The organism is Synechococcus sp. W70.1 (assembly GCF_047461515.1).
Lineage (GTDB): Bacteria > Cyanobacteriota > Cyanobacteriia > Thermostichales > Thermostichaceae > Thermostichus.
This window is the reverse complement of sequence record NZ_JANSHH010000022.1, coordinates 46,596-70,938: the sequence shown is the minus strand read 5'-3', so window position 1 is coordinate 70,938 and position 24,343 is coordinate 46,596. Positions and strand designations below refer to the sequence as shown.

Here is a 24,343-nt window from a genome sequence, read left to right as displayed (position 1 = left end):
CTCATCTGCTTCGACTGCTACAGTGGTTCGTCTTGTCCCATCTGCTATTCCCCTCTGGAGCTGGCAGAATAGAAAGAGGCGCTCTCAAAAGCTGCTTGTCGGTTACTCGACTCCCATCCCCCTAGCTCCTCGGAGGGGGCGATGGTCGACAAGGGTCTCGATGGTTTTCCCAAGGGAGCCGGAAAAGTGCGCATTGGCCAGGGCTACGACATCCACCGCCTCGTCGAGGGGCGCCCCCTGATCCTGGGCGGGATCCGGATCCCTTACGAAAAGGGGCTATTGGGCCATAGCGACGCCGATGTCCTCACCCACGCCATCATGGATGCTCTCCTGGGGGCTGCCGCTCTGCGGGATATTGGCTACTACTTCCCCCCTGAAGAAGAGCGTTGGAAAGGGGCAGATAGCATCCTTTTACTACAGCAAGTGGTGCAGCTGGTGGGCCAAGAGGGCTGGTGCGTTGCCAATGTAGACAGTGTGGTGGTGGCGGAGCAGCCCAAGCTCCAGCCTCACATCCCTGCCATGCAGGCTCGTCTAGCCGAGGCTATGCAAATATCGCCCAAGCAGGTAGGGATCAAGGCCACCACCAACGAAAAACTGGGTCCTGTAGGTCAGGGGGAGGCTATGGCTGCCTTTGCTGTAGCCTTGCTGGTGGAACGCTGAGGGCATTCCTACCTCACCGTTAACTCCACATCCCCTGTGCTTCTCAGGACGTTGATTCCCACCCCTCCTGCCTGGAGATACAGGCCAATGTCCAGGGATCCGCGCCCCACCTGAATGTTTTCGAGGGTAACATGGGGCAGCCACAGGGGCAGGGTGGGCTGAGTCAGGTGCACCCGCTGGGCCAAGCCGTCGATCTCCAGGCCCAGGCAGGCCTGCAGCAGCAGGAACACGCTGGCCGCCGCCCAAGACTGGGGCAGACAGGCCACCGGATAAAGGGTGGGGCCTTCCCGCTGGCGACGCCGAAAGCCACAGAACAGCTCTGGCAGCCGCCGCAGCTCCAGAAACTGGCTGGCATCGAACAAGGCTGTCAACACCTGGGCCGCCTCCGCCTTATAGCCATAGCGGGAGAGCCCTGCCGCAATCAGGGCATTGTCGTGGGGCCAGATGGAGCCGTTGTGGTAGGACATGGGATTGTAGCGCCCTTCCCCTTCCGCCAGGGTGCGGATCCCCCAGCCGCTAAAAAAAGCCGGCTCCAAGAGTTGCCGGGCAATGCGCTCGGCATGCTGCGGGTGAGCGATCCCGGAAAACAGGCAGTGGCCCATGTTGGAGCTGCGCACGCGACAGGGTTGCTTGCGCCCGTCCAAAGCCAGGACGTAGCCGCCCAGCTCTTCACACCAAAACTGCTCCCAAAACTGCTGCTGCAGCTTTTCTGCTTGCTGCCGCAGTTGCGCCGCCTGCTCTTGCCGCCCCAATAGCTCTGCCATCTCCGCTGCCAACAGCTTGGCCTCGTAGGCGTAGCCCTGCACCTCGCACAGGGCTATGGGTGGCTCCGCTAGGGATCCGTCGGCATAGAAGATGGCGTCTTCCGAATCTTTCCAGCCCTGATTGCGCAAGCCCCGTCGCGCCTTGCTGGCATACTCCAAGAAGCCGTCGCCATCCAGATCCCCGTAGGTGTCCATCCAGCTTAGGGCTGCTTCGATGTTGGGCCACAACTGCCGCAACAGCTCGAGGTCGCCGCTGCGGCGCACATAGCGCCCTGCTAGCACCACAAACAGCGGTGTTGAGTCGATGCTGCCGAAATAATTGCCAAAGGGGATCTCGCGCGTCTTGGCCATCTCGCTGTAGCGCTGCTCGTGCAAGATCTTGCCCGGCTCGGCGTCGCGGCTGGGATCTACCTCCTGGGCCTGGTGGGCTGCCAGGTACAGCAGCACTCCCCGCGCCAAATCGGGAAACCACCAAAGGGTGGCTAGGGCAGTGATCAGCGCGTCGCGGCCAAAGACTGTGGCAAACCAAGGTACGCCAGCGTGGGGATAGAGCCCATAGGGAGTGCGGGCCAGCATCATCACCAGGTCGTCCCGCGAGGCGTTGAGCCACTCGTTAAACTGAGCGTTGCCAGTGTCGATGCGGTGGGCCAAAGCTCTTAGCGCCGCCCGCTGCTCCCGTTCTGCCTGCAGTGCCTCCTGGTAGGTCAGGGGCGGGATCTCCTCGCCGCCATAGCTGCAGACTACCCTTACTTCTAGATCCCGCTCCTCCTGAGGTGCCAGCGGCACCCACCACTGCGCTAGCTTTTCCGAAACCACGTCCGGAGGAGGGGAAAATAGGAGCCGCGTCTGCCGCTCCAGTCCGTCTAGGCCGCGGTAGCGCAAAGTTACCCCCTCCGGCGTCACCTGGGCCGGCAACAGTTGCCCCCGCTGCGCCCGCCGGATGCCGCGAATCTCAAACATGTCGGCAAAGTCGGCCTCAAAGCGCAGGGTAAGCGGCACGCGGAGCGTCTCCAAGCCGTAGTTGTGAATGCGAATGCGCTCATAGGCCACGTTGTTCCACAAGAAAGTGGTGCGCAAGACGTGTAGCGTCTCTTGTTCAATGAACTGCCCCTCCGAGGTGGTGAACTCGGGGTTGGTGAGATCCACCGCCAGAATGTCCTTGTCTTCCCGCACCTCTGAGCTGAGCAGCAGAAACTGCTTCCCCTGCAAGTCCAAGACCAGCCGAGATAAAAAGCGGGTGTCATCGCGAAACAGGCCGTGATCCCGGATGCCGAGGGGGCGCATGTTTCCCAGGCGGTCAAAAACAGCAAAGCAGTTGTCCTGCTTGAGGACGTGGGGACGCGCCTCCACCAGCGAAGCGCTGGCGCGGATGTAGTACTGATCCTGAATCTGGATGATGTCTTCGGCCATCTCGGTCTTCGCACCCAACCAAAGCAGCAAAACAGCAGCCTCGCAGCTAGCTCAAGCTTTACCTGGGCAGAGTTGACAGGCCAGGGGTGGCTTTCTTCGAGCGCTCCTGCCGCTCGTTCACCAACTGGTTGTAGAGGGCCTCGTATTCCGACACCATCCTCTCGACGCTAAACCGCTCCTCAAACACCTGCCGCACCCCAGCTCGGTCCAGGGATCCCACCTTTTCCAAGGCCTCCACTGCCTCTTCCACGGAGTCAACAATAAAGCCGGAGCGGCTGTCGGCCATCACCTCGGGCACCGAGCCAAAGCGAGTAGCAATCACCGGCGTGCCACAGGCCATGGCTTCAATCATCACTAGCCCAAAGGGCTCCGGCCAGCGGATGGGAAACAGCACCGCGTAGGCCTTGCCCAAGAACTCGTTTTTCTCTTGGTCAGTGATTTCCCCAATGATCTCCACATTGGGATGGCGGCTAGCCAGAGGCTTAATTTCTAGCTCGTAGTACTGGCGATCCACCGCGTCGATCTTGATAGCAGCCTTCAGCGGCATCCCTGCCCGCGCGGCAATTTCAATGGCCGTGTCCAACCCTTTTTCCGGCGAGACCCGGCCCAGAAAGGCCAGGTAATCCCCCTTTTCTGGGTAGAAACGGTGGAGATCCAGGGGTAAGCCATGGTAGACCGTCCCTACCCAGCGCGCCTGGGGCAGCGGCCGCCGCTGGGCATTGGAGATGGAGACCACCGGAATGTCCTGAAACTCGCTGTAGAGAGGCTGCAGCTCCGGAATGTCCAGTCGCCCGTGTAGAGTGGCCAAAAAAGAAACTTGAGGGTGGCGGCGGGCCAGGGCGTAGGGATAGTAGTCGATGTGGCCATGGATAATGTCAAACTCGTTGGCCATCTGAAAGGCCTTCTCCACCATCAAGATGTGGGGAGCCACCGTATCAATGGCCGTGGGATCCAAGCGCAAAGCCCGCTCCCGGAAAGGGATCAAGCGAGCCTGGGTCTGAGAGTCGCCGCTAGCAAATAGAGTCACCTCGTGCCCGCGCCGCACTAGCTCTTCAGTTAACCACGAGACCACCCGCTCGGTGCCGCCGTAGAGCTTGGGGGGTACACTTTCGTGCAACGGGGCAATTTGGGCAATGCGCATCGTTATCCTCCAAACCAAATTGGTAGCCGTTTGGGATTGTTGGTTGCGCCGAGCTGAAAGTCACTTCCCAGGTGCTGACCCCGGCAGCCCAGCCCTGTTACAGCTGGTTGCAGGATTTTCTTACAACCCCTTGGCTAAAGCCGGATGATAAAAAAGAGGGAGCCAGCTAGATCCAGCCTATGGGCTAGCCGGCTGGCTTTGTTGTGTTGGCTGGTGAGAAAATAGTCCATCCCCCAAGCCTAGCCGATTTCCAGCACGAATACAATCGCCTCATGGGCCGGCTATTTCTGCCGCGGCAAACAGAGGCAGAGTACCAAGCCCAAATTTTGGGTCGGCCTGCCTAAGGGATCCCACCATGCCCTACATGGTTATCTACGACGGCCTCTGCAACCTCTGTGCCACCGGCGTTCAGCTCTTGGAGCAACTGGATCGCGGACAGCAGTTTTGCTATGCCCCCATGCAAGATACCTCTACCCTGGCTCAATGGGGGATCCCACCGGAGCAGGTGGAGCTGGGGATGATTCTCATCGATCTGGAGCACCCAGAGCGCCGCTGGCAGGGATCCGCTGCCATTGAACAAATTGCCGCCCTTTTGCCGAGCGGGGAGGTGTGGCTGGCTCTGTACCGCAACTTTCCTGGCTTGAAGGTTCTGGGGGATCGAGGCTACGAACAGATCCGGGATCACCGCTACGAGTGGTTTGGCCGCCGTAACACCCCATACCTATGCGCCCTTCTGGCGGCAGGGCATAGGGATCCGCAGCAGAAGGTTAATGCCTGTGCACTCCAAGTCCTCCATGACCACCGTCGCTGTGCTTTTTTGAGCGCCCTTTGGGTATACTTGAGACTAGACTCAAGGTTTGCCTTTGAGTTTCCCTGGGGTGAGCTGGGCAGCTCTTGCTAAGGACGTTGACCCTAGCAAGTTTTTGAAGGAGATCTGCCATGGCTTCCCGCAACTCAAAATCCCGCTTTCGTCACCCGATAGCTCCCTTGATTTTGGCTTCCTCCCTCGCAGGAGGAGTGGCGGCTTGTTCCCTTACTTCGGATCCTCCGGCTGTTACTCAGCTTCCCCCGACAATTTCAGCTCAGGCGCCAGAAGCAGCAGTGCAGGGCTCTGAGAGCATTGCTTTCTACTACGACGGGGTAAAGACCTCAGTCACCATCAAGGATGCAGCAATCCTTTTTGCCGCCTGCACTCTCAACACTAGCGACACAACCAAGATCGTAGGTTTTGTCAACAACACGCTTAAAGCAGGGCCGATTAAGGAGATTGATGTCACTGGGCTAGGTGACCCGCTGAAGCCCGCTATCTCTGACTTCACGGGCGACGGCACGGTTGACTGCAAAGATGCGGCGGTGCTGTTTGCCGTAGCCACGTTGGGCACGGAGGCGCCTGCGGCCAAGGTTAACGGCTTTTTGTCCGGCACCCTGAAGCTTCCCGAGGTGAATGTTACTCAAACTCAGTTGGATACCCTCTTCAAGACTCCAGCAACACCGACCCCGACGCCAACTCCCACACTTACTGTAACACCCACCCCGACTCCGACCCCGACGCCAACTCCCACACTCACTGTAACACCCACCCCGACTCCGATGCCAGACATGACATGGCAGTTAGAAGCCAAGTTGCAAGAAGCCAACAAGGCCTTCCGCGATGCAGTTGCTTCTGAAATGCAAGTGGCTGCGCGTCAAGCGGGCGTGAAGATCTACACAGACAACTTCGTCGCCATTCCGCTTGATGATGGCAGCTCCGTCGTGGTGAATGCGGGCATCGCCGGGGTGGAGAACCTGACGCTGGAGCAATTGGCGCGGGGTGCTGATGTGCTCTTTGTCTTCCTGCGGCTGCCGCAAGGCTCCGGTCTGCCTTCGGGCTTCTACACTGTGCGGTTTTTCCAAACGCCGGGGACAACGCAATGGAAGGTGCAGTTCAAGAACCTGGATGGACGGGTCGCGCTTGAGACCGATGCGCAAGTAGGGCCGGGAGACCCCGCACAGATAGAGATACCCAAACCCAAGCTAACAGGGGGCGTTTTTATAGACCCAAGAAACCCAATAACCGGCAGTAGAATTGAGATTGATATCCACTGGGAAAAGGGCAATGCTAAGGCATCAGTGCGGCTGGGCACAGGTGGACCTGACCCAACCCCCTTGCCGGCAGAGGGTCAGGTAATCGCGCAGGCAACCGCGAACTTTTACGAGGCAGCCCGCATGATAATCAACACCATCAAGAACAATTCGTACAGGCAGGTCATCATTGGCTCAAGGAATGACAACTTGGTAGTCCACACGGTCTTCCAGGGCGTGGAAGAGCTGACGCTGGACGAGTTGGCCAAGGGGCAGGATGTGTTCTTTGGCTACTTCCGGATACCGCAATCCTCTGGGATTCCTTCTGGCTTCTACACGGTGCGCATCGCACGATCTGCCACGGGCGAGTGGCTTGCACGCTTTGTAGATGCAAAGGGAAATACGGTGAAAGAGGTGCCAGCGACAGTGGGCCGTGGGGAGCGACTAGCACAAAAACCAATCTGGTTGACACTAGACATAGGCACGGGTAACATATGCATTGATGTCCGCGTTGGTCCCATTGTCATTATACTTTGTGAGGAGGGGTTTCCGCTTTTTTGAACGGCACCATCGCTTTCTCCGCTGACGGAACTTTCTTCAAGGTCAGTGGCAACGGAACCTTCTCGGCGTCTTACCTCTCGTGCGGATGAGGACATTCAAGGGGGCATCGGGTGATCAGTCAACCGCTCGGTGCCCCTTCCTTATGTCTCAGGCAATCGCAGAGAAGTGTCATAACTTCGGACTTTGCGGATGTCGCCGACGCCCTGCAAATTCAGATTCCGTGCTTCTCCAAAAGCACCCACAAAATGCTGACAAATAGTGGATGGCAAATTGAGGGCTTGTAAGGCAAACTCAAGTTGGTGAAGGAATCTCTGCATGCGTGGCGGAACAGCTACTGATCCGATGAGTCAAGGACTCCAGAGGGCGGCAGCCCGCCCCTCCTCCTGGCGTCTTCGGAACCGGGCGTCGTTTGATAACGAACTGCCGCCGGTCGCGGAGCGGCAGGTTGGAAAGACAAGTTAAACAAAAAAGGAGGTATAACCATGCCAAACGGAACAAGCACTGCAGTGACCGAAGCAACCCGCCTCAAGGATGTCTTCAATGCCCTCCTTGCGGCAACACTTACTGACGTCTAACAAAAATAGGAGGTATTACCATCCTAGCCGACTCTCTGAAGCCCAAACGCAAGCTCTTAATCTGGGATATTGTCTCTGGCTGGTCTGATAACGGTCAGAACAAGGGGCAATTGATGCCTGCCTTGAACCGCATCGGCACCATCAGAGAAGATGAAGCAGTGATTTGTGTCTTGAAAGACTTTAACCCTACCCTGAGAAATCCAGAACGCTCGGATAATTATCCCGTCATTCGCTACCTGAAAACTTTAGCTGGGCAGAGCCGCAGCAGCCGCAAATCCATTATTCTCATGGAGCCAGAAGCAGTTGTACCCTCAGACTTGAGAGAAGAAATGGTGGTCTGTGACTTTCCCTTGCCCAGCACTTCTGAAATTGAACGAATTATCACCAGCGTTATCCCTCCTAATCTACTGCAGGTGAGCGGTCTTGCTCTTGAGCAACTGATCCGAGCCTGCCAAGGGCTGACGCGGCAGCGCATTGAACGCATCCTGGCCCGCGCCTTAGCCGCCAAGGGCAAGGTCAACGAGGGAGATGTCGATCTGGTTCTGGAGGAAAAAAGCAATACATTCGCCAGACGGAAATCCTGGAATTTTACAGCCCTTCGGAAACCTTGCAAAATGTCGGCGGCCTGGAAAACCTCAAGGCCTGGATTAGAGAACGCCGCAACAGTTTTAGCGCTCAGGCCCGCGACTATGGCTTGCCCAGTCCCAAAGGGATTTTGCTGGCCGGGATCCAAGGCACTGGCAAATCCCTCTGCGCCAAAACCATAGCCCGCGAGTGGCGCATGCCTCTGCTTAGGCTGGATGTGGGGCGGCTGTTCGGTGGGATCGTTGGCGAAAGCGAAAGCCGCGTGCGGCAGATGATCCAAATTGCCGAGGCGATGGCCCCCTGTGTCTTGTGGATTGACGAATTGGATAAAGCCTTTGGCGGCATCAACAGTGAGTTTTCCGGGGATTCAGGCACCAGCAAACGGGTCTTTGGCAGCCTCATTACCTGGATGCAGGAAAAGACCAAACCCGTTTTCATTGTGGCCACTGCCAACAACGTCCGCATCTTGCCGGCTGAGTTGCTGCGCAAAGGTCGGTTTGACGAGATTTTCTTTGTCAATTTGCCAAACCAACGAGAGCGGGAGGAGATCTTTCAAGTCCACATCCAGCGACTGCGGTCCAACCGCGTGCGCGATTTCTCCTACACCGAGCTGGCCGTTGCAACGGAAGACTTTAGCGGGGCAGAAATTGAACAGGCTATCTATGACGCCATGCACGTGGCCTTTAACCAAGATCCACCCCGCGAGTTTACCCAAGAGGATATCCTCAAGCCATTCGCCAAACCGTCCCTCTAGCCGCCATTGCCCGCGACCAAATTCAAGACTTGAAGGCATGGGCTGCTGAGTCGGGAGCTCGAACCGCCTCCCAGGATCAACGGTTGGTTCAAGAGCTGCAAACCCTGGCTCAAAAGAGAGGACTAGGCCCCATTGAAGTCGATAGCCCCTCTTCCGCCCTGAAAGACCTATAGCAACTTGGCAGTGACCTGCTCATCCCGGCGTAGTCGAGGGGGAAGGGGCTGGGTTCAGGCTAGACTGGTAGGTACAAACGGGCAAGACGAGGATCCATGGCAGCAAAAGCGGGGGCAAGACCATCTCCGGCGGGGGGAGAGGAGCAGGAGTGGCCTGCCGGCTTTTGGAACAGCCAGGAGGAGCCCAAGGAGGCCTGTGGAGTATTTGGCATTTTGGCCCCTGGGGAGGAGGTGGCCAGACTAGCCTACTTTGGGCTGTTTGCCCTGCAGCACCGCGGCCAAGAATCGGCGGGGATCGCCACTTTTGAAGGAGCTTTTTGCCGAGTACACAAGGCGATGGGCCTAGTTTCCCAAGTTTTCGACGAGGTAAACCTGGCCCAGCTCAGCGGCGACTTGGCAGTGGGCCACACCCGCTACTCCACCACTGGCTCTAGCCGCGCGGCCAACGCTCAGCCGGTAATCGTGGAAAGCCGCCTGGGGCCGCTGGCTTTGGCCCACAACGGCAACTTGGTCAATGCCGAAGAGCTGCGCAGAGAACTGGAAGCTGCCGACCGCCACCTCACCGGCAGCACCGACTCGGAGTGCATTGCCCACGCCATTGCCCAGGCAGTCAATCAGGGCCAAGGGTGGGTAGAAGCCACCTGTCAGGCTCTGCGCCGCTGCCGTGGGGCTTTTAGCCTGGTCATCGGCACCCCCGAAGGGCTGATTGGAGCGCGGGATCCCTACGGCGTGCGCCCGCTGGTGTTAGGACTTTTGAGCAGCAACCCCACCAGGCAGGAGCTGCTGCAGCCGCAGATGCTGGGTAGCCCCAATTGCCCCGAAGCCCCACGGCTGCACTATGTCTTGGCCTCCGAGACCTGTGCTTTGGATATCATCGGAGCCGATTACCTGCGCCAGGTGGAGCCGGGGGAGCTGGTGTGGATTGACCGGCAGGGGCTGCAATCGGTGCGCTGGGCGGAGGCCAACCCTAAACTGTGCATCTTCGAGATGATCTACTTTGCCCGCCCCGATAGTTGCATGCATGGGGAAAGCCTCTACTCCTACCGGGTGCGGCTGGGAGAACAACTGGCCAGGGAAGCTCCAGCAGAGGCCGACTGGGTAATCGCGGTGCCCGATTCCGGCACCCCGGCAGCCATTGGCTATGCCCGCCAGACAGGGATCCCCTACACCGAGGGGCTGATTAAAAACCGCTATGTGGGCCGCACCTTCATTCAGCCCACCCAGTCGATGCGGGAGCGGGGCATTCGCATGAAGCTCAACCCCCTGGAAGATGTGCTGCGGGGGAAGCGAATTGTTATTGTGGACGACTCGATTGTGCGCGGCACCACCAGCCAGAAAATCGTCAAGGCCCTGCGCCAGGCGGGGGCCACCGAAGTTCACATGCGCATCTCCAGTCCGCCGGTTACCCATCCCTGCTTCTACGGCATCGACACGGACAGCCAAGACCAGTTGATTGCCGCCAAGTATTCGGTGGCAGAAATTGCTGAGAAAATCGGGGTGGACTCTTTGGCCTACTTGAGCTGGGAGGGTATGCTGGCGGCTACAGGCCAGGACCCCAATTCTTTTTGCTCTGCCTGCTTTACCGGCCACTACCCCATTCCTGTCCCAGAGGGGCTAAAGCGCTCCAAGCTCGCTCTGGAGACAGCAGCCAGCCGCAAAGATCGCTAGCCAATGCTGGAGAGCCTGCGGAGGGAACATGACCTTGCGCCTGCGCCAACTGGGGGATCCCATCCTGACTCAAGTAGCTGAGCCGGTCACTGAGTTTGGGAGGCCGGCTTTGCAAAACCTCATTGAAGAAATGCTTGCCACTTTGAAAGAAGCCCAGGGGGTGGGCTTGGCGGCTCCGCAGGTGGGATCCCCCCTCCAGGTCATCATTGTGGCCTCCCGTCCCAACCCTCGCTATCCCGACGCTCCCCAAATGGAGCCGCTGGTGATGCTCAACCCCCGCCCCTTGGCCTTGAGCGACGAGCAGGTGCTAGGGTGGGAGGGCTGCTTGAGCGTGCCCAACTGCCGTGGCTTAGTGGCCCGTGCCCGCGAGGTGGAGGTGGAGTACTACACCCCAGAAGGTGTCCGGCAGAGAGTGACTTGGCAGGACTTCCCAGCACGAATTTTCCAGCACGAGTACGATCACCTCTTGGGCCGGTTGTTCCTGGATCGGCAGCCGCAGCAACTGCTGACGGAAGCTGAGTACCAGGCCCAGATCCACAGCTTGGCCGGTGGCAAAGAAGAGCAACAATTGCCACCCTGACAAAAGCCTGCAAAGGCAGAGCAGTCAGCGTCCTAGTCAGCCCACTACCTTCTGCACTGCCTGCAGCCGCCCCAAGGCCCAGCCTCGCCGGTGCAACAGGGCAAAAGAGGTCAGTAAATCTGGCCCCTGCAGCTCGCCGGTCAAGGCCGCCCGCAAACTTTTCATGAGCAAGCCCTTTTTCATCCCCTGGCTTTGGGCCACCTGGTTCACCAGTGGCTGCAGGCTCTCAGCAGTAACTGGCTGAGGCAGCTCGGCAGCAGCCAACGCAGATGCCATGGCTGCCATTGCCTCTGCCACTCCCGGCAAGCGCAACTGTTCCAGCGCAGGCAAGCTGTAGCTAAGGGGCTCTACGAATAAAAAGCGACTTAGGGGAGGGGCCTCCGCCAGGCGGTCGATGCCGTCAGCCACTAGGCGAGCCACATCCTCTAGCCAACTGGAATCGGGCACCGATCCCAGGTCAAACCCCGCCGCCTGCCAAAAGGGAGTCAGTCGCTCCACCAACTCCGCTGGCGAAAGCCGCTTGATGTACTGGCTATTGATCCAGTTCAGCTTGTCCCAGTCAAAACGGGCAGCAGCCCGGTTGACTCGGTCAAAGTCAAACAGGGTAGCTGCTTTTTCCAACGAGAAAATTTCTTCCCCATCTGGGGGAGACCAACTCAGCAAAGCCAAGTAATTTTTGAGGGCCTCGGGCAGAAAGCCCATTTGCTGAAACTCGGTTACCGAAGTGGCTCCATCCCGCTTGGAGAGCTTCTTCCCTTCTTGGTTTAGGATCAGGGGGGAATGGGCAAATTGCGGCGGTTCATGCCCCAGCGCTCGGTAGAGCAAGATCTGCTTGGGCGTGTTGCCAATGTGGTCTTCGCCACGGATGACGTGGGTGATGCCCATGTCAATATCGTCTACCACCACTGCCAAGTTGTAGAGAGGGTAGCCATCCGCCCGCGCGATGACCATGTCCCCACCTAAGTCCTGGGTGTTCCAGGTAATGGGGCCGCGGATGAGATCCACCCACGAGACCTCCATCGGCTCCTCAATCTTAAACCGGATCACCGGCTGCCGCCCCTCAGCTTCATAGGCCCGTCGCTGCTCCTCGGTGAGAAAACGGTGGCGGTTGTCGTAGCGGGGGGCTTTGCCAGCGGCCTTTTGGGCAGCCCGCATGGCTTCCAGCTCCTCCTCAGTGACATAGCAGCGGTAGGCCAGCCCCCGATCCAGAAGCTGCTGCACCACTTCCCGGTAGCGCGCCATGCGGTTGGACTGGTAAATGGGCCCTTCGTCCCAGTCCAGCCCCAGCCAGGCCAGCCCCGCGAGGATATTACGGGTGTAGCGGGGGGAAGAGCGCTCGCGGTCAGTGTCTTCGATGCGCAGGATGAACTGGCCACCATGGCGGCGGGCATAGAGCCAGTTGAACACTGCTGTCCGGGCTGTGCCAATGTGCAAGTTGCCAGTTGGGCTGGGGGCAAGGCGAACGCGAACACTCACAGGCAACGCTTCCTAAAGAGGGCATCCCGATCCTAGTCAGCATTGGGATCCCTTGTCATGTTGGAATCCACAGGCGGTTGCCAATTGAAGCAGTTTGGGTAGAATCCGCCTTAGCTGCCAGTCAAGCGGTAAGCTCCCCGGGGGTAAAGGTTGATGGGCAGCGCCCAGATTTTCCCGTGTTGAGGAACAAGCTGTAGCGTAAAGGGAATTACGGAACATGCGTCTAGCCTTGGCGATGGTTCTAGGGTGTTTAGCCGCCGGGATCCCGGCAAGGGGTGTCTTTGGCCAAATTGCCTATCCTTCTTACCCGGTGGGGAATACCTTGGATGAGATTCTGTTGGATAAGGGCAGGGAGGTGGATCCAGTGGCTTTCCCTGAAGAGGTGGTGCGCTCCCAGGCCAAGCGAGTCACTGCCTTCTTCACCGCTTTGCTAAACCAGCGCACCAACATCCCGCCCTTGCGCTCTTTGGATTTGCCTAGCCCCTATCAAGCCTCAGTTCGTACTCAGGCCGGCTATTACCGCGTCACCCAGACAGAGCCTGTTTTGGACGCTGAGATCCTCCGCTAGGCAAGCCGAGAGTGGAAAATCCAGAGAAGCTAAGATCGGCTTGTAGCGTTTCAGGCTGCCTATGCCTGCCCAACCCAAGGTGAAAGCCCCTTCTAAGGGTGTGGATCCCCGCCAATTCACTGCAGCTGATGTGGCAGCTATTGCAGAGCGACTGGAGCGCAACGAGTACCCTAACCTCTTCGACTGCCTGGAAGACTGGCGCCTACTGCAGGCCGTTGCTTTTTACTCTCCCAAGCTGGTGGCTCCCTATGCCCACTTGTTGGAGTGGGGAGAAATGGATGAAGATTAGAGCTGCCTCTGAGTTTCTCCTTCAGCCTGCTTGACCAGGTGGGCCTAGTCGGGGCGGGTCCAATTTGGCCAGCTTGGAATGGCTTTCTCGAAGGTCTTGGATCTTGCGGCTATTGGCGGCACTCTGCTCGGGCGTCCAGGCCAGCAGTTTTTCTACCCGAATCCAAGCAGCCTTGGCTCCGGTTGTTCACTGCCTTTCGGAGCTACAAGCCCATCCCTGCCAGCGTGTCGATCAGCTGCTCCAGGATCAGGGTGAGGTTGGGGTGAGAGGTTTCAAACAAGGCCAGTGCTTCTTCCAGGCGATCCTTTAGCCCCCGGTCTTGTTGGCTTCCCATCTCGGCCAGCAGCGCTTCCACTTCCCGACAGATGGCGGCAATTTGCTGCCGTTGCTTTTCCTCCAAGCCAGAGGCCTTTTGCAGCTCAACATCAAGATCATGCAGCAGCTTGCGCAGTCTTGATTCGGCCATTCTCAAGTCCCACCACCTTGCCCTAATCAAATCATACGGCTTGCCCGAGAATCTCAGAGGTGGAAGCGCCCTTAGCTAAGATAGGCAGCAACCTGGCTTCTGCTGCTCTGGGCCGATAGGGGATGGGGCAAGAACGCACCGTCTGGGTGAGGTGAGGGAACCGATGGTTGGGGCTTTTGTCCGACCGGCTAGAGGAGCGGTGGGAGTAAGCTGGGGGTGAACTCCTGGGGGGTGAAAGAAATGAAGGGGGGCAACAGCTGGAAAAGGAAGTGGGCGCCTTGGCTAGCTCTTGGGCTAGCGCTAGCCGTGTTAGCGTGGGGTGTGGTCGGCAGCAATGGAGGAGCGATGGCCAGTCCCGACAAAGGATCCCGAACGTTGACTGTAACCGGTCAGGGATCGGTTGCCGTGGAAACCTCAATTGCGGTGATCCGGCTAGGGGTAGTGATCCAAGGGGATACGGCCCAATCTGTCCAGCAGCAGCTGGCTGAGCGTTCGGAGCGGCTGGTCAACCGCCTCAAAGAGCTGCAGGTAAGCGCCCTGCAAACCACCGGCATTTCCCTCTATCCCCAATACGACTACCAAAAGAGCCCGCCTCGCCTGACAGGGATCCAGGGGCAAAACCGCTTCCAATTTGAGGTGCCCATAGCCCGAGCAGGACAAGTGCTGGATGAAGCCGTGGCTGCTGGAGCCACCCAGGTGGAGTCGGTCAGCTTCCAAGCCAATGAGGCCGCCCTGTTGCAAGCACGCAGCCGCGCCCTAACCCAAGCTGTGGAAGATGCTCGACGCCAAGCCAGCGACGTGCTGGGGGCCTTGAACCTGAGCATCCGTTCCGTAGAAAGCATCCAGATTCACAGCGACAGCTATGTCCAACCCCCGGTTCCTCTGGCAGGCATGGGTGGAGCGGAGTATGCCCGCCTCCAGGCAGCCACCACGCCAGTAGAAGGGGGACAACAGACAGTGCGCGCCCAAGTGACTCTTGAGATCCGCTACTAGCTGCTCTCCCGCGCTTGTCAAGACGTTGAAGTCGAGAGGGATAGGAGTGGAAAGACGCATTTCGGGAAGCACGCAGCTGCTGGGCCTAGTTGGGGATCCGGTAGCCCACAGCCTCTCCCCAGCGATGCACAACGCCGCTTTGGCGGCCATGGGAGAAGACTACTGCTATGTGCCCTTTCCCGTGAAGGCAGAGCGCTTGGCGGTGGCGGTGGCAGGGCTTGCAGCCATCGGGGTGCGAGGGTTTAACGTAACGATTCCTCACAAGCAGGCCATTCTGCCTTTGCTTAGCCAGGTGGAAACGCGGGCGGCAGCGGTGGGAGCGGTGAACACCGTCTACGCCTTGCCCGAGGGAGGCTGGGGTGGCACCAACACCGACATCGACGGCTTTGTTCAACCTTTGCTGGGTTTAGAGAAAGGGATCCCTGTCCTAATCCTGGGATCTGGCGGGGCGGCGCGGGCGGCCATCCAGGGCTGTTTGGAGTTGGGGCTGGGGCCAGTGCGGGTGGCTGGGCGATCCCCTGAGAAGTTACAGGCCCTGCAGCAAACCTGGCCGCACCTGGAGACGCTAAGCTGGGCCGAGCTGGATCGCCGCTTGCCCGAAACTCGCCTTGTAGTCAACACTACCCCCGTGGGCATGCAGAAGCCGGGCTCTGCTACTGAACTTTCCCCTCTTAGCTCGGAACAACTGGCCCTATTGCCTGCCGGCGCCGTTGTTTATGACCTCATCTATGTACCGGATCCCACGCCGCTGCTGCGCATGGCAGCTGAGCTGGGCCACACCCCCATCAGTGGTCTGGAGATGCTGGTTCACCAGGGGGCCAAAGCTCTCTCCCTCTGGCTGGGGGGCAAGCCTGTGCCGGTGGAGGTAATGCGGCAGGCAGCTCGACAGCAGTTGGCCAAGTACCGAATTGAGTCTTGACCCCAGAAGATGCGGAAGTCGGGGGATATCGAGTTCTGGCGGTGTTGTCCTTTGGCTTGGCTAGGCGGGAACAATTGCCTTTGGTTTGCCGATCTCTAGGGAGAGACGGGGCTAAGGCTTCTGTATGAGTTAAGGGTGTTGGGGTTGCCAAGGCAGCAGTGGAAAAAACCCGGAATCCCCTGGCTGGCAGGTGTGCTTGGCGCCCTGATACTGCTGGGGCCCAGGAGTGCTGCCCAAGCCGAATTCCAGTGGCCAGGCCATTTCTCTTTCCCAGGGGGATCTCCCCTGGCTTTTCGGCTTGACGCCTACTGCCGCCAGCCACCGGAGGAAGTGGCGCGCAAGGCTCAACTGCGCCAGCGGGCTGCCCAGTCGGATGCGGCTTGGGCCGAATACACCCAAGTTTTAGCCGAACATCGCGCTGCCTTGCTCGCCTGCCGCAGCCGCCGTTGGCCGCAAGTCCAGGCCATTTGGGTGCGCCTGCATCCTTGTGATGCCAATCCGGGCGTGCTGGATCAGGTGTTCGACCAAGTGGTGAACCTAGGCTACAACCGCGTCTTTATCGAGACCCTGCACGACGGCCGCTCCATCTTGCCGGATGGGGCAGGAGGGATCTGGCCCAGCCTGCAGCCCAATGCCGATTTGCTGGACTTGGCTCTCAAGGCGGCGCGACGGCGGGGGCTTTCGGCTTATGCGTGGGTGTCTTCCCTCAATTTCGGCTACAGCTACGGTCAGCGCCCGGATCGCCAGTCCGTCTTGGCCCGCAACGGTCGTGGCCTTTCTACCCTCTTGGATCCGGCAGCAGCCCTCCCCGAAGATTTGGGTAGCCCCGATGAAGTGTTTGTGGATCCCTTTCATCCCATAGCGCGACGGGATTTTGCCGAGCTCATCCGCCGGATCTTGCAGCGGCAGCCGGACGGAATCCTCTTCGACTACATTCGCTATCCCCGCGGCTCTGAGGCCTCGAGCATAGCCACTAACGTCCGGGATCTGTGGATCCACGGGGAGGGGGCCCGACAGGCCTACCTGGACTTGGCAGAAAACCCGGCGGGGCGAGCCTTGCTGGAGCGTTACCTAAGTCAGGGCTACATTACCGTAGCGGATGTTCTCCACCTGGATGCCACCTATTCTGAAGAGCCGAAGTGGCGTCGGCCAGGGGATCCCAGGCCCAGCGCGACTGAGGAATGGGTATTTTCTCCAGAGCTATCGACCTGGGTTACCCGGAGCACAGCAAGCAAGAATTGGCAGGGAGAGCAGCATTCCACCCCTGCCCATTCAGGGAAGAGCAACTTGGCTCCCACTCCTTCTCCCACGCCCACCCCTCCTGCCGCCGTTCGCCAAGCACGCTGGCAGCAGCAGCTCTGGGAGCTCAGCGTTGAGTTCGCTCGCCAGGGGGTGCTCGATTACCTTCGACAAGCTGCCCAGCTCGTCTGGAAAAGGGGAATTCCAAGCGGGGCTGTCTTTTTCCCCGATGGCAACCTGAAGGTAGGGGAGGGGTTTGATGCTCGCCTCCAGCCTTGGGATCGCTTTGATCCAAACATGGAATGGCACCCCATGGCCTATGCCAAGTGCGAGGACAGCTCTTGTGTGGTCAAGCAAGTGGAGCGAGTTTTGGCTGTAGCTTCTCCCCAAACCTTTGTTTGTCCTGCTATTGCTGGGCTGTGGGGACAAGCGCAGCGAAACCGCCCCAGTCTAGAAACTCAGATGGCAGCCCTGGCCCGCCGCTTCCCGCAGTTGTCCTGTGTGAGTCACTTCTCCCTCTCCTGGATCGAGCCGGAGCTAGAGCGCAGCCGCCGTACCTGCCAGCTTTAACGCCCGTACCAATCTAGGAGGCTGCTGTCTAAATCCTCGACTCAACCACTTGCTGCAACTGCTCCAGAAGCTCAGCCTCGGCAGCGGCGTCGTAGAGCCGTGAGCAAAGTAGCAGGCAGGCAGCTGCGGAAGATAGGCGCGGAGCTACAAAGTTGAGATTAGGACCAGAGCGTAGCGCTCGGCGTAGTCCATTAAAGCCTGAGCCGCAGACACAACGCTGTCCTGCACAGGGTGTGCCGGCGATTAGGTCCGCGGTGGGCTTTGAAAACAAGGTAGAGACTTCTGGCCGGCTTAGCTCCAGGGATCCCAATTTTCGTGAAACTTACCTTCCAGGATGGCCTGGCGCATTTTCTGCATGTAGCGCACTAGCTCAGTGATGTTGTGGATAGAAAGCAGAGTGTAGCCCAGAAGCTCCCCTGCGCGGATGAGGTGACACAGGTAGGCGCGGCTAAAGTGGCGGCAGGTGTAGCAGGGACAGTCGGGATCAATGGGATCTAGGCTGCGGCGGTGTTCGGCATTCTTGATGTTCCAGCGTTTGCCCCGGCTGATTACCGTACCATGGCGAGCATAACGGGTGGGGATCACGCAGTCAAACAAATCCACTCCAGCAGCCACTGCGGCCCGTATCTCAGCATAGGTGCCCACCCCCATAAGGTAGCGAGGGCGATCTGCCGGCAGTAGAGGAGCTACCTGCCGCACCACGGCGTGCATCAGCTCCACTGGCTCTCCTACACTCACCCCGCCAATGGCATACCCCGGCAGATCCAACCGACAGACCTCTTCCACCGCCTGGTGGCGCAGCTCTGGGTAAACCCCTCCCTGGACAATGCCAAACAAGGCTTGATCTGAACGGCGATGGGCTTCTACACAGCGCTTCAGCCACTGATTGGTTCGCCGCACCGCTGCAGCTACCGCTTCTGGACTAGCAGCGTAGGGGGGACACTCATCAAAAGCCATGATGATGTCCGCGCCCAAGGCATTTTGGATTTGAATGGCAAGCTCAGGGGTAAAGCGAACCAGACGCCCGTCGTAGGGGGAGCGGAAGGTCACCCCTTCCTCGTCAATTTTGCGAATGGCGCTGAGGCTGAAGACCTGGAAACCCCCCGAGTCGGTGAGGATGGGGCCCGGCCAGCCCATAAAGTGGTGTAGCCCCCCTGCTTCTTGGATGATGCTCTCGCCAGGCTGCAGGTGGAGGTGGTAGGTGTTGCAGAGAAGGATGGGGGCACCGGTTTCCTTAAGCTGGGCAGGGGTGAGGGTCTTCACGTTGGCCAGAGTTCCCACCGGCATGAAGCAAGGGGTGGGAATTTCGCCGTGGGGGGTGATGAAATATCCCGCCCGCGCCTGCGTGTTGGGGCAGGTGCCCTCGCAAACAAACGTAAAAGCCGCCAAAGTTAGCGCTCTGGATCCATTGCGTGCGCAGCCGAGCTTAGCATAAGAGTAGGATCCCTTTGCAGAACCTGCCTCTTCCCTTGACAGGGATCCCTTTTCTTGGGCAGACTTATAGATCGCTGCGGAACTGGCGGAATGGTAGACGCGCTAGATTCAGGTTCTAGTGGCAGCAATGCCATCGGGGTTCAAGTCCCCGGTTCCGCATCTAAGTACAGCTAAGATCTCTGGCTTCACCTCTACTTCCTCTTAGCGCGGATCACCTCTGTGTTTCCGGCAACAGCCAGCTCTATATTAGCTTCGGGAAAGGCAGGGCTGTTGGTACCCTTGTATCCCAGGCACATCCCGGTTTTCCAATCCCCCCAGTGCTACCCCCAAGGCACCATCAATGCTCAAGGCCTTTACCAGGCTATCTTGGAGCTTTTGCATAGCTAAAGCTATTCTCCTTTTGCCGAGCTTGTGGTATCATGCTAGGCCCTTTGTTAAAAAGTTTCAACCTGAAGTTCCCATACGAACGATAGGAAATAGCCTGGTCAAACGATAGGAAATAGCCTAGTCATCTTAACTAACACTATAGATTGGAGTTTATTCTATCAATCTTCCCTGGCTTTGACACCAGTACGAATGTCGAGACTGAGATCCGACCAGCTTTTTTCTCTTCTGCCTACAGCGGATCTGGATAGGTCAGGCCTGGGCCTGTAATTTTGCCTCGTCTGACGGAGCTGCTGAGCAGGGCGAGAATGCAGACAGCTCATCCAGCAGGAAGCGGGCTTGGAGAGCGGATCCCTGTAGCTTCCGGTAGAGAGGCTTGGAGGTTATGCTGGGGTTACTCTATTGACCTCCAAGCCCGGTGGTTGGGATCCCTTCCTGGCCTATGCCGAAAGCTCCCCTTCCTCCCAACGAAAAAGAGCGGCTGGCTGCCCTGCGGCAGTACCAGATTCTCGATACGGCACCTGAAACTGCCTTTGACGAGATCGTCCGCCTTGCCGCCCACATCTGCGGCACACCTATCTCTCTGGTGACTCTCATAGACGAGCATCGCCAGTGGTTTAAAGCCAAATTCGGCGTCGATGTGCAGGAGACTCCCCGGGATGTGGCCTTCTGTGCCCACGCCATCTTGTCTCCCCAAGAGCCGCTGGTGGTGCCCGATGCCACTCAGGATCCGCGCTTTGCCGACAACCCGCTTGTTACGCAAGAGCCCCACATCCGCTTCTATGCTGGCATCCCTCTGGTAACTCCAGAAGGGCAAGCCTTAGGCACGCTTTGCGTTATCGATTATCAGCCTCGGCAGCTCAGCCCGGAGCAATTGGAGCAGCTTAAGGCCCTGGCCCATCAGGTGGTGGCCCAATTGGAGCTGCGTCGCACCTTGAGGGAGCTGGCCAAGACCCCCCTGCTGCCGGCCCAAAGGTCAAAGGAGGACAAGTCTGCCCGTAAGAGCAGATTTCTTTTCAGGGTTGGCGCTGGTTTTGGCCTGGCTGCCCTGATCTTGGCAGGGATCGCCTACTCCGCCCACCGCGCTGCTTCCCGTCTGCCCCAGATCAACAGGGAGGTAACCCAGCTTCTAGAAGAGCACGAGGTTCTAGAGAAGCTGCTAGGAGAAGTGCAGGCCGCAGAAGTCCACAAGCGCAGCTATCTCCTTACAGGCAATGCGAGCTTCTTACGGAGCTATCAGACAAGCACCGATTCGCTGTTTGCTCTTCTGGATCAGCTACAGGAATTTGCGGCCTTGGATCCCGTGCATCAAGAGCACCTGAGCCGGCTAGAGCTGCTGCTGGCGCCGTGGCTGAAACTCAACCATGATTTGATTGAGCTGAGGAAGCAAGGGGAGCTATCTGCGGTTCAAGAAGCGCTGCAAAGTCAGGAAGAGGAAAAATTGAGGCAGCGGATTGTCGACGTGGTAGCGTCGCTAGGAGAGGAAGATCACCGCCGGCTGCAGCAGAGTAGCGATCAGTTTCAACTAGCCTGGAGCCGCACCAATGCCATCCTGCTAGCGGGTCTAACGTTTATCTACTGCATCTTGGCTGCTGTTTACTCCCTCATTCGCCGAGAAAGTGCTAAGCGGGAAAAGGCAGAGCGATCCCTTAGGCAAGAGCGGGACTTTACCAACGCAGTTATCGATACAGCAGGGGCGTTGGTAGTGGTCCTGGATCCGGAAGGGCGCATCCTGCGCTTTAACCGGGCCGCCGAGCAACTCTCTGGCTACTCGCTGGCGGAAGTCAGGGGCCGGCTACTGTGGGAGGTGGGTTTGATCCCAGCGGAGGATGTGCCTGGTGTAAAGCAGGCTTTTGAACAGCTCAAGGGCAATCATTCCCTCTTTTTGAACCGCCATGAAAACTTCTGGCGCACCAAGCAAGGGGCACTGCGGCTGATTGACTGGACCAATACCGCCTTAATCGGTGCCAACGGTGAGGCAGAGTTTCTCATGAGCACTGGCATCGACATCACCGACCGCAAGCTGGCAGAGCTGGCCCTCAAAGAAAGCGAAGAGCGTTACCGGGATCTCTTTGAAAATGCTAGCGATCTAATCCAGTCCGTCGACCGCGAAGGGCGCTTTTTGTATGTCAACCGCGCCTGGAAAGAAACCCTGGGCTACGACGAAACTCAAATCCAGCAAATGAGGGTTTTCGACATCATCCACCCCGACTATCGGCAACACTGCCAGATGCTTCTTCAAAGGCTCATGGCAGGAGAGCTATTGGAAAACGTCGAGGCGGCCTTTGTAACTGCTAACGGGGAAACGGTCTGGGTGGAGGGCAATGTCAACTGCCGCTTTGAAGATGGAGTGGTGGTGGCTACGCGGGGCATCTTCCGCAACATCACCGAGCGCAAAAAAGCTGCCGAAGAGCTGGAGCGCCAGAGCCGGCGGGCTCAACTCCTGGCCGATCTTAGCTTAAAGATCCGCCAATCTTTGGATATTGCCGAGATCCTGGAAACGGCGGTAACAGAAATCCAAGCCCTGCTCAAAGCCGACCGAGTCTTGGTCTACCGCTTCCAGCCGGATGGTTCTGGGATCATCTCCAACGAGAAAACTCAGCCGGGGATCCCCTCCTTGATGGGAGAGGTGATCGAGGATCGGTGTTTTCAGGAGAAATACGTCGAGCTCTGCAGCCAGGGCCGGGTTTGCGCCGTCAGCAACGTGGAGACCGAAGGGCTGGAGCCCTGTTACCTGGAGCTGCTGCGAAAAATGCAGGTCAAGGCCAAGCTGATGGTGCCCCTATTGATGGAGCAGCGGCTGTGGGGGCTGTTGCTGGCTCACCAGTGCTCGGCACCCCGCCAGTGGCAGCCGTTTGAGATTGAGCTGCTATCGCAACTGGCCAACCAAATCGGCATTGCCCTCACCCAAGCAGCCCTTTTGGAGCGGGAGAGAAAGCGCAGCCTCGAGCTAGAACAAGCCCGCAAAGCGGCAGAGCAAGCTGCCCAGGCCAAGAGCAGCTTCTTGGCCACCATGAGCCACGAGATCCGCACTCCCATGAACGCGGTGTTGGGGATGACGGGGCTGTTGCTGGAGACGCCCCTTACCCCAGAGCAGCGGGATTTTGTGGAGACTATCCGCGTCAGTGGCGACGCGCTGCTGACTCTCATCAACGACATCCTGGACTTCTCCAAATTGGAGGCCGGGGAAATGGAGCTGGAGATCCTGGATTTTGATCTCCGCTCGTGTCTAGAAGAGGTGGCGGATCTGTTTGCTGCCACTGCCCACGCCAAGGGCCTGGAGCTGGCAGTGCTCATGCCGCCGGAAGTGCCGCGCTATCTGCGGGGGGATGCGTCGCGCCTGCGGCAAATCCTCAACAATTTGGTAAGCAATGCCATTAAGTTTACCCATCAAGGGGAGGTGGTCATCCAGGCCGAGCTGATGCAGGAAACAACCACCCACGTTCAGCTCCGGCTTTCGGTAAGGGATACAGGGATCGGGATCCCCAAGGAGGCCCAAGCCAAGCTGTTTCAGCCCTTTACCCAAGTGGATGCCTCCACCACCCGCAAGTACGGGGGCACAGGACTTGGCCTGGCCATTTGCAAGCAACTGACAGAGCTGATGGGGGGCAAGATCTTCCTAGAGAGCGAGGAGGGCCGCGGCAGCACCTTCAGCCTCGAGCTGACTCTGGAGCGACAGCCTTATGTGCATCAGCTTTCCCAGCCTGCTGTTCGCATCCCGGTGGATTTGCGGGGCAAGCGGCTGTTGGTGGTGGACGACAACGCCACCAATCGCAAGATCCTGCGGTCCCAAGCTACGGCTTGGGGGATGAGGGTGGAAGAAGCGGAGAACGCCTATCGGGCTATGGACAAGCTGCGCCAAGCCGTTCGGGAAGGCAGACCCTTCCCCCTAGCCGTCTTGGACATGCAGATGCCGGAGGTGGATGGGGAGACCCTGGGCCGCTGGATCAAAGCCGATCCGGAACTGTCCCAGACGCAACTGGTGATGATGACCTCCGTGGGACTGGGGGAGCACTCCCGCCGCGCCGCCGAGATGGGCTTTGCCGCCTACTTGGTTAAGCCGGTGAAGCAAAGCCGCCTGCAGGAAGCGCTGGTCATGGCGCTGGGGAAATCTTCTGGTTTATCCACTTCGCTCTTGGGAATGAGTCCCGTCCTCCCTCAGACGACCCCCAGGGAGGATCGTCCCCGTCAATCGCTGCGCATTTTGCTGGCAGAGGATAACCCCGTCAACCAAAAGGTGGCTTTGCGCCAGCTCGAGAGTTTGGGCTACTTGGCGGATGTGGTGGCCAACGGCCAAGAAGTGTTGGATCTGCTGGAGCAAGTCAAGTACGACCTCGTTTTCATGGATTGCCAAATGCCAGTAATGGATGGCTACGAGGCCACGCGCCGTCTGCGCCAGCGGGAGCGGGGATCTGGCCACCACACCGTGGTGATTGCCCTAACGGCCAACGCTATGCACGAGGATCGGGAGCGCTGCCTGCAAGCAGGGATGGACGACTATCTCAGTAAGCCGGTGCTAAAGGAGGATTTGGAGAGAGTGATCAACTACTGGAGCCGCAAGATCGCCTCCTCCGCACTAGGAGCAGCCAATGGGCCTACCTCCGAGGTGGCTTCGCCCGCTCCGCCTTCTCCTAAGGATGCCAGCGGCAACTCTGATCCCACGCTGCCCTATCCCATCGACTCGGCTTACTTGGAGCGGGCTACGGGCGGCGACAGCCAGTTTCAGCGGGAGCTGCTGCAGGTGTTCGTCCAGGATTGCCAGAACCTGTTGCCGCGGCTGCGCCAAGCCGTTGCAGCGGGTAATGCTGAAGACTTGAGGAAAATTGCCCACCGCCTCAAGGGAGCCAGCGCTAACGTGGGGGCCCATGCCTTTTCTCAAGCAGCCCGCGAGCTCGAGCACCTGGGGGTGCAACTGGCCCAGCAGGGATCCCTGGACAGTGCTGCACCAGAATGGGCCAGGGCTTCCCAGGGCCTAGAGGAGCTGGAGCGCATCCTAGCCGACATTTGCCAGTACTTGCAGAATTTGTAGGGGGTAGAGCCTTAGCAAAGCAAAAGCTCGGCTGCCAGCCGAGC

At 58.7% G+C, this 24,343-nt stretch carries 19 protein-coding genes and 1 tRNA gene; 15 read left to right on the top strand and 5 right to left on the bottom strand.

Features of this window, described 5'->3' with window-relative positions:
* Positions 1–186 precede the first annotated feature (186 nt).
* The gene (gene ispF, locus NW808_RS04650) at positions 187–660 is read left to right on the top strand and encodes a 2-C-methyl-D-erythritol 2,4-cyclodiphosphate synthase (protein WP_414420543.1); all 474 of its coding nucleotides are present in this window, start codon (positions 187–189) and stop codon (positions 658–660) included.
* 8 nt (positions 661–668) lie between these two features.
* Here the strand turns inward: ispF and NW808_RS04645 are convergent, their stop codons facing one another.
* Both NW808_RS04645 and NW808_RS04640 read right to left on the bottom strand, forming a co-directional pair.
* A complete protein-coding gene (locus tag NW808_RS04645) occupies positions 669–2,834 on the bottom strand; it encodes a glycogen debranching N-terminal domain-containing protein (protein WP_414420449.1) in 2,166 nt (721 codons plus the stop codon).
* Between the two features lie 58 nt (positions 2,835–2,892).
* The gene (locus NW808_RS04640) at positions 2,893–3,975 is read right to left on the bottom strand and encodes a glycosyltransferase family 4 protein (protein WP_414420448.1); all 1,083 of its coding nucleotides are present in this window, start codon (positions 3,973–3,975) and stop codon (positions 2,893–2,895) included.
* Between the two features lie 206 nt (positions 3,976–4,181).
* Here NW808_RS04640 and NW808_RS04635 point away from each other — a divergent pair, with 206 nt between their 5' ends.
* The 7 genes from NW808_RS04635 (at position 4,182) to def (ending at position 10,932) form a co-directional block, all read left to right on the top strand.
* Entirely contained in the window at positions 4,182–4,319 is a 138-nt protein-coding gene (locus tag NW808_RS04635) for a hypothetical protein (protein ID WP_414420447.1), read from the top strand.
* Positions 4,320–4,330: 11 nt separating this feature from the next.
* Positions 4,331–4,876 carry a thiol-disulfide oxidoreductase DCC family protein gene (locus tag NW808_RS04630; protein ID WP_414420446.1) on the top strand — a complete coding sequence of 182 codons (546 nt, stop codon included), beginning with the start codon at positions 4,331–4,333 and terminating at the stop codon, positions 4,874–4,876.
* Between the two features lie 38 nt (positions 4,877–4,914).
* Positions 4,915–6,597: a hypothetical protein gene (locus NW808_RS04625; protein WP_414420445.1), complete on the top strand. Its 1,683-nt coding sequence runs from the start codon at positions 4,915–4,917 to the stop codon at positions 6,595–6,597.
* Between the two features lie 688 nt (positions 6,598–7,285).
* Positions 7,286–7,939, top strand: coding sequence for a hypothetical protein (locus tag NW808_RS04620; protein ID WP_414420444.1), 654 nt, complete (start codon positions 7,286–7,288; stop codon positions 7,937–7,939).
* Positions 7,867–8,511, top strand: a complete 645-nt coding sequence (locus tag NW808_RS04615) for an AAA family ATPase (RefSeq protein WP_414420542.1) — start codon at positions 7,867–7,869, stop codon at positions 8,509–8,511. Before NW808_RS04620 ends, NW808_RS04615 begins: the two co-directional genes overlap by 73 nt.
* A gap of 269 nt (positions 8,512–8,780) precedes the next feature.
* Positions 8,781–10,352, top strand: coding sequence for an amidophosphoribosyltransferase (gene purF / locus NW808_RS04610; protein ID WP_414420443.1), 1,572 nt, complete (start codon positions 8,781–8,783; stop codon positions 10,350–10,352).
* Positions 10,353–10,380: 28 nt separating this feature from the next.
* The gene (def, locus tag NW808_RS04605) at positions 10,381–10,932 is read left to right on the top strand and encodes a peptide deformylase (protein ID WP_414420442.1); all 552 of its coding nucleotides are present in this window, start codon (positions 10,381–10,383) and stop codon (positions 10,930–10,932) included.
* A gap of 36 nt (positions 10,933–10,968) precedes the next feature.
* Here the strand turns inward: def and gltX are convergent, their stop codons facing one another.
* A complete protein-coding gene (gene gltX, locus NW808_RS04600; RefSeq protein ID WP_414420441.1) occupies positions 10,969–12,408 on the bottom strand; it encodes a glutamate--tRNA ligase in 1,440 nt (479 codons plus the stop codon).
* Between the two features lie 217 nt (positions 12,409–12,625).
* On the opposite strand from gltX, the gene NW808_RS04595 reads away from it, so the two are divergent.
* Both NW808_RS04595 and NW808_RS04590 read left to right on the top strand, forming a co-directional pair.
* Positions 12,626–12,976: a hypothetical protein gene (locus NW808_RS04595; protein ID WP_414394334.1), complete on the top strand. Its 351-nt coding sequence runs from the start codon at positions 12,626–12,628 to the stop codon at positions 12,974–12,976.
* Between the two features lie 61 nt (positions 12,977–13,037).
* Complete coding sequence (locus NW808_RS04590) at positions 13,038–13,265, top strand: DUF2555 domain-containing protein (RefSeq protein ID WP_414420440.1); 228 nt, start codon at positions 13,038–13,040, stop codon at positions 13,263–13,265.
* A gap of 202 nt (positions 13,266–13,467) precedes the next feature.
* On the opposite strand, the gene NW808_RS04585 is transcribed toward NW808_RS04590, so the two are convergent.
* Positions 13,468–13,731 carry a DUF4404 family protein gene (locus NW808_RS04585; protein WP_414411065.1) on the bottom strand — a complete coding sequence of 88 codons (264 nt, stop codon included), beginning with the start codon at positions 13,729–13,731 and terminating at the stop codon, positions 13,468–13,470.
* A gap of 345 nt (positions 13,732–14,076) precedes the next feature.
* Here NW808_RS04585 and NW808_RS04580 point away from each other — a divergent pair, with 345 nt between their 5' ends.
* From NW808_RS04580 to NW808_RS04570, 3 genes are all read left to right on the top strand, one after another.
* The gene (locus tag NW808_RS04580) at positions 14,077–14,724 is read left to right on the top strand and encodes an SIMPL domain-containing protein (RefSeq protein WP_414420439.1); all 648 of its coding nucleotides are present in this window, start codon (positions 14,077–14,079) and stop codon (positions 14,722–14,724) included.
* 46 nt (positions 14,725–14,770) lie between these two features.
* Positions 14,771–15,643, top strand: a complete 873-nt coding sequence (locus tag NW808_RS04575) for a shikimate dehydrogenase (protein WP_414420438.1) — start codon at positions 14,771–14,773, stop codon at positions 15,641–15,643.
* A gap of 192 nt (positions 15,644–15,835) precedes the next feature.
* Positions 15,836–17,452: a hypothetical protein gene (locus NW808_RS04570; RefSeq protein WP_414420437.1), complete on the top strand. Its 1,617-nt coding sequence runs from the start codon at positions 15,836–15,838 to the stop codon at positions 17,450–17,452.
* A 291-nt stretch (positions 17,453–17,743) separates the two neighbouring features.
* On the opposite strand, the gene tgt is transcribed toward NW808_RS04570, so the two are convergent.
* Entirely contained in the window at positions 17,744–18,841 is a 1,098-nt protein-coding gene (gene tgt / locus NW808_RS04565; protein WP_414420436.1) for a tRNA guanosine(34) transglycosylase Tgt, read from the bottom strand.
* 121 nt (positions 18,842–18,962) lie between these two features.
* On the opposite strand from tgt, the gene NW808_RS04560 reads away from it, so the two are divergent.
* Both NW808_RS04560 and NW808_RS04555 read left to right on the top strand, forming a co-directional pair.
* Positions 18,963–19,045 (top strand) — tRNA-Leu (locus tag NW808_RS04560).
* 667 nt (positions 19,046–19,712) lie between these two features.
* On the top strand, positions 19,713–24,299 hold the full coding sequence (locus NW808_RS04555) for a response regulator (RefSeq protein ID WP_414420435.1): 4,587 nt from the start codon (positions 19,713–19,715) through the stop codon (positions 24,297–24,299).
* The last annotated feature ends 44 nt before the right edge of the window (positions 24,300–24,343 follow it).

Coding starts and splice junctions, on each gene's coding strand:
- NW808_RS04645 (WP_414420449.1), bottom strand. CDS start 2,834: ATGGCCGAAGACATCATCCAGATTCAGGATCAGTACTACATCCGCGCC.
- NW808_RS04640 (WP_414420448.1), bottom strand. CDS start 3,975: ATGCGCATTGCCCAAATTGCCCCGTTGCACGAAAGTGTACCCCCCAAG.
- NW808_RS04630 (WP_414420446.1), top strand. CDS start 4,331: ATGCCCTACATGGTTATCTACGACGGCCTCTGCAACCTCTGTGCCACC.
- NW808_RS04625 (WP_414420445.1), top strand. CDS start 4,915: ATGGCTTCCCGCAACTCAAAATCCCGCTTTCGTCACCCGATAGCTCCC.
- NW808_RS04620 (WP_414420444.1), top strand. CDS start 7,286: ATGCCTGCCTTGAACCGCATCGGCACCATCAGAGAAGATGAAGCAGTG.
- purF (WP_414420443.1), top strand. CDS start 8,781: ATGGCAGCAAAAGCGGGGGCAAGACCATCTCCGGCGGGGGGAGAGGAG.
- def (WP_414420442.1), top strand. CDS start 10,381: ATGACCTTGCGCCTGCGCCAACTGGGGGATCCCATCCTGACTCAAGTA.
- NW808_RS04595 (WP_414394334.1), top strand. CDS start 12,626: ATGCGTCTAGCCTTGGCGATGGTTCTAGGGTGTTTAGCCGCCGGGATC.
- NW808_RS04590 (WP_414420440.1), top strand. CDS start 13,038: ATGCCTGCCCAACCCAAGGTGAAAGCCCCTTCTAAGGGTGTGGATCCC.
- NW808_RS04585 (WP_414411065.1), bottom strand. CDS start 13,731: ATGGCCGAATCAAGACTGCGCAAGCTGCTGCATGATCTTGATGTTGAG.
- NW808_RS04580 (WP_414420439.1), top strand. CDS start 14,077: ATGGCCAGTCCCGACAAAGGATCCCGAACGTTGACTGTAACCGGTCAG.
- NW808_RS04555 (WP_414420435.1), top strand. CDS start 19,713: ATGCCGAAAGCTCCCCTTCCTCCCAACGAAAAAGAGCGGCTGGCTGCC.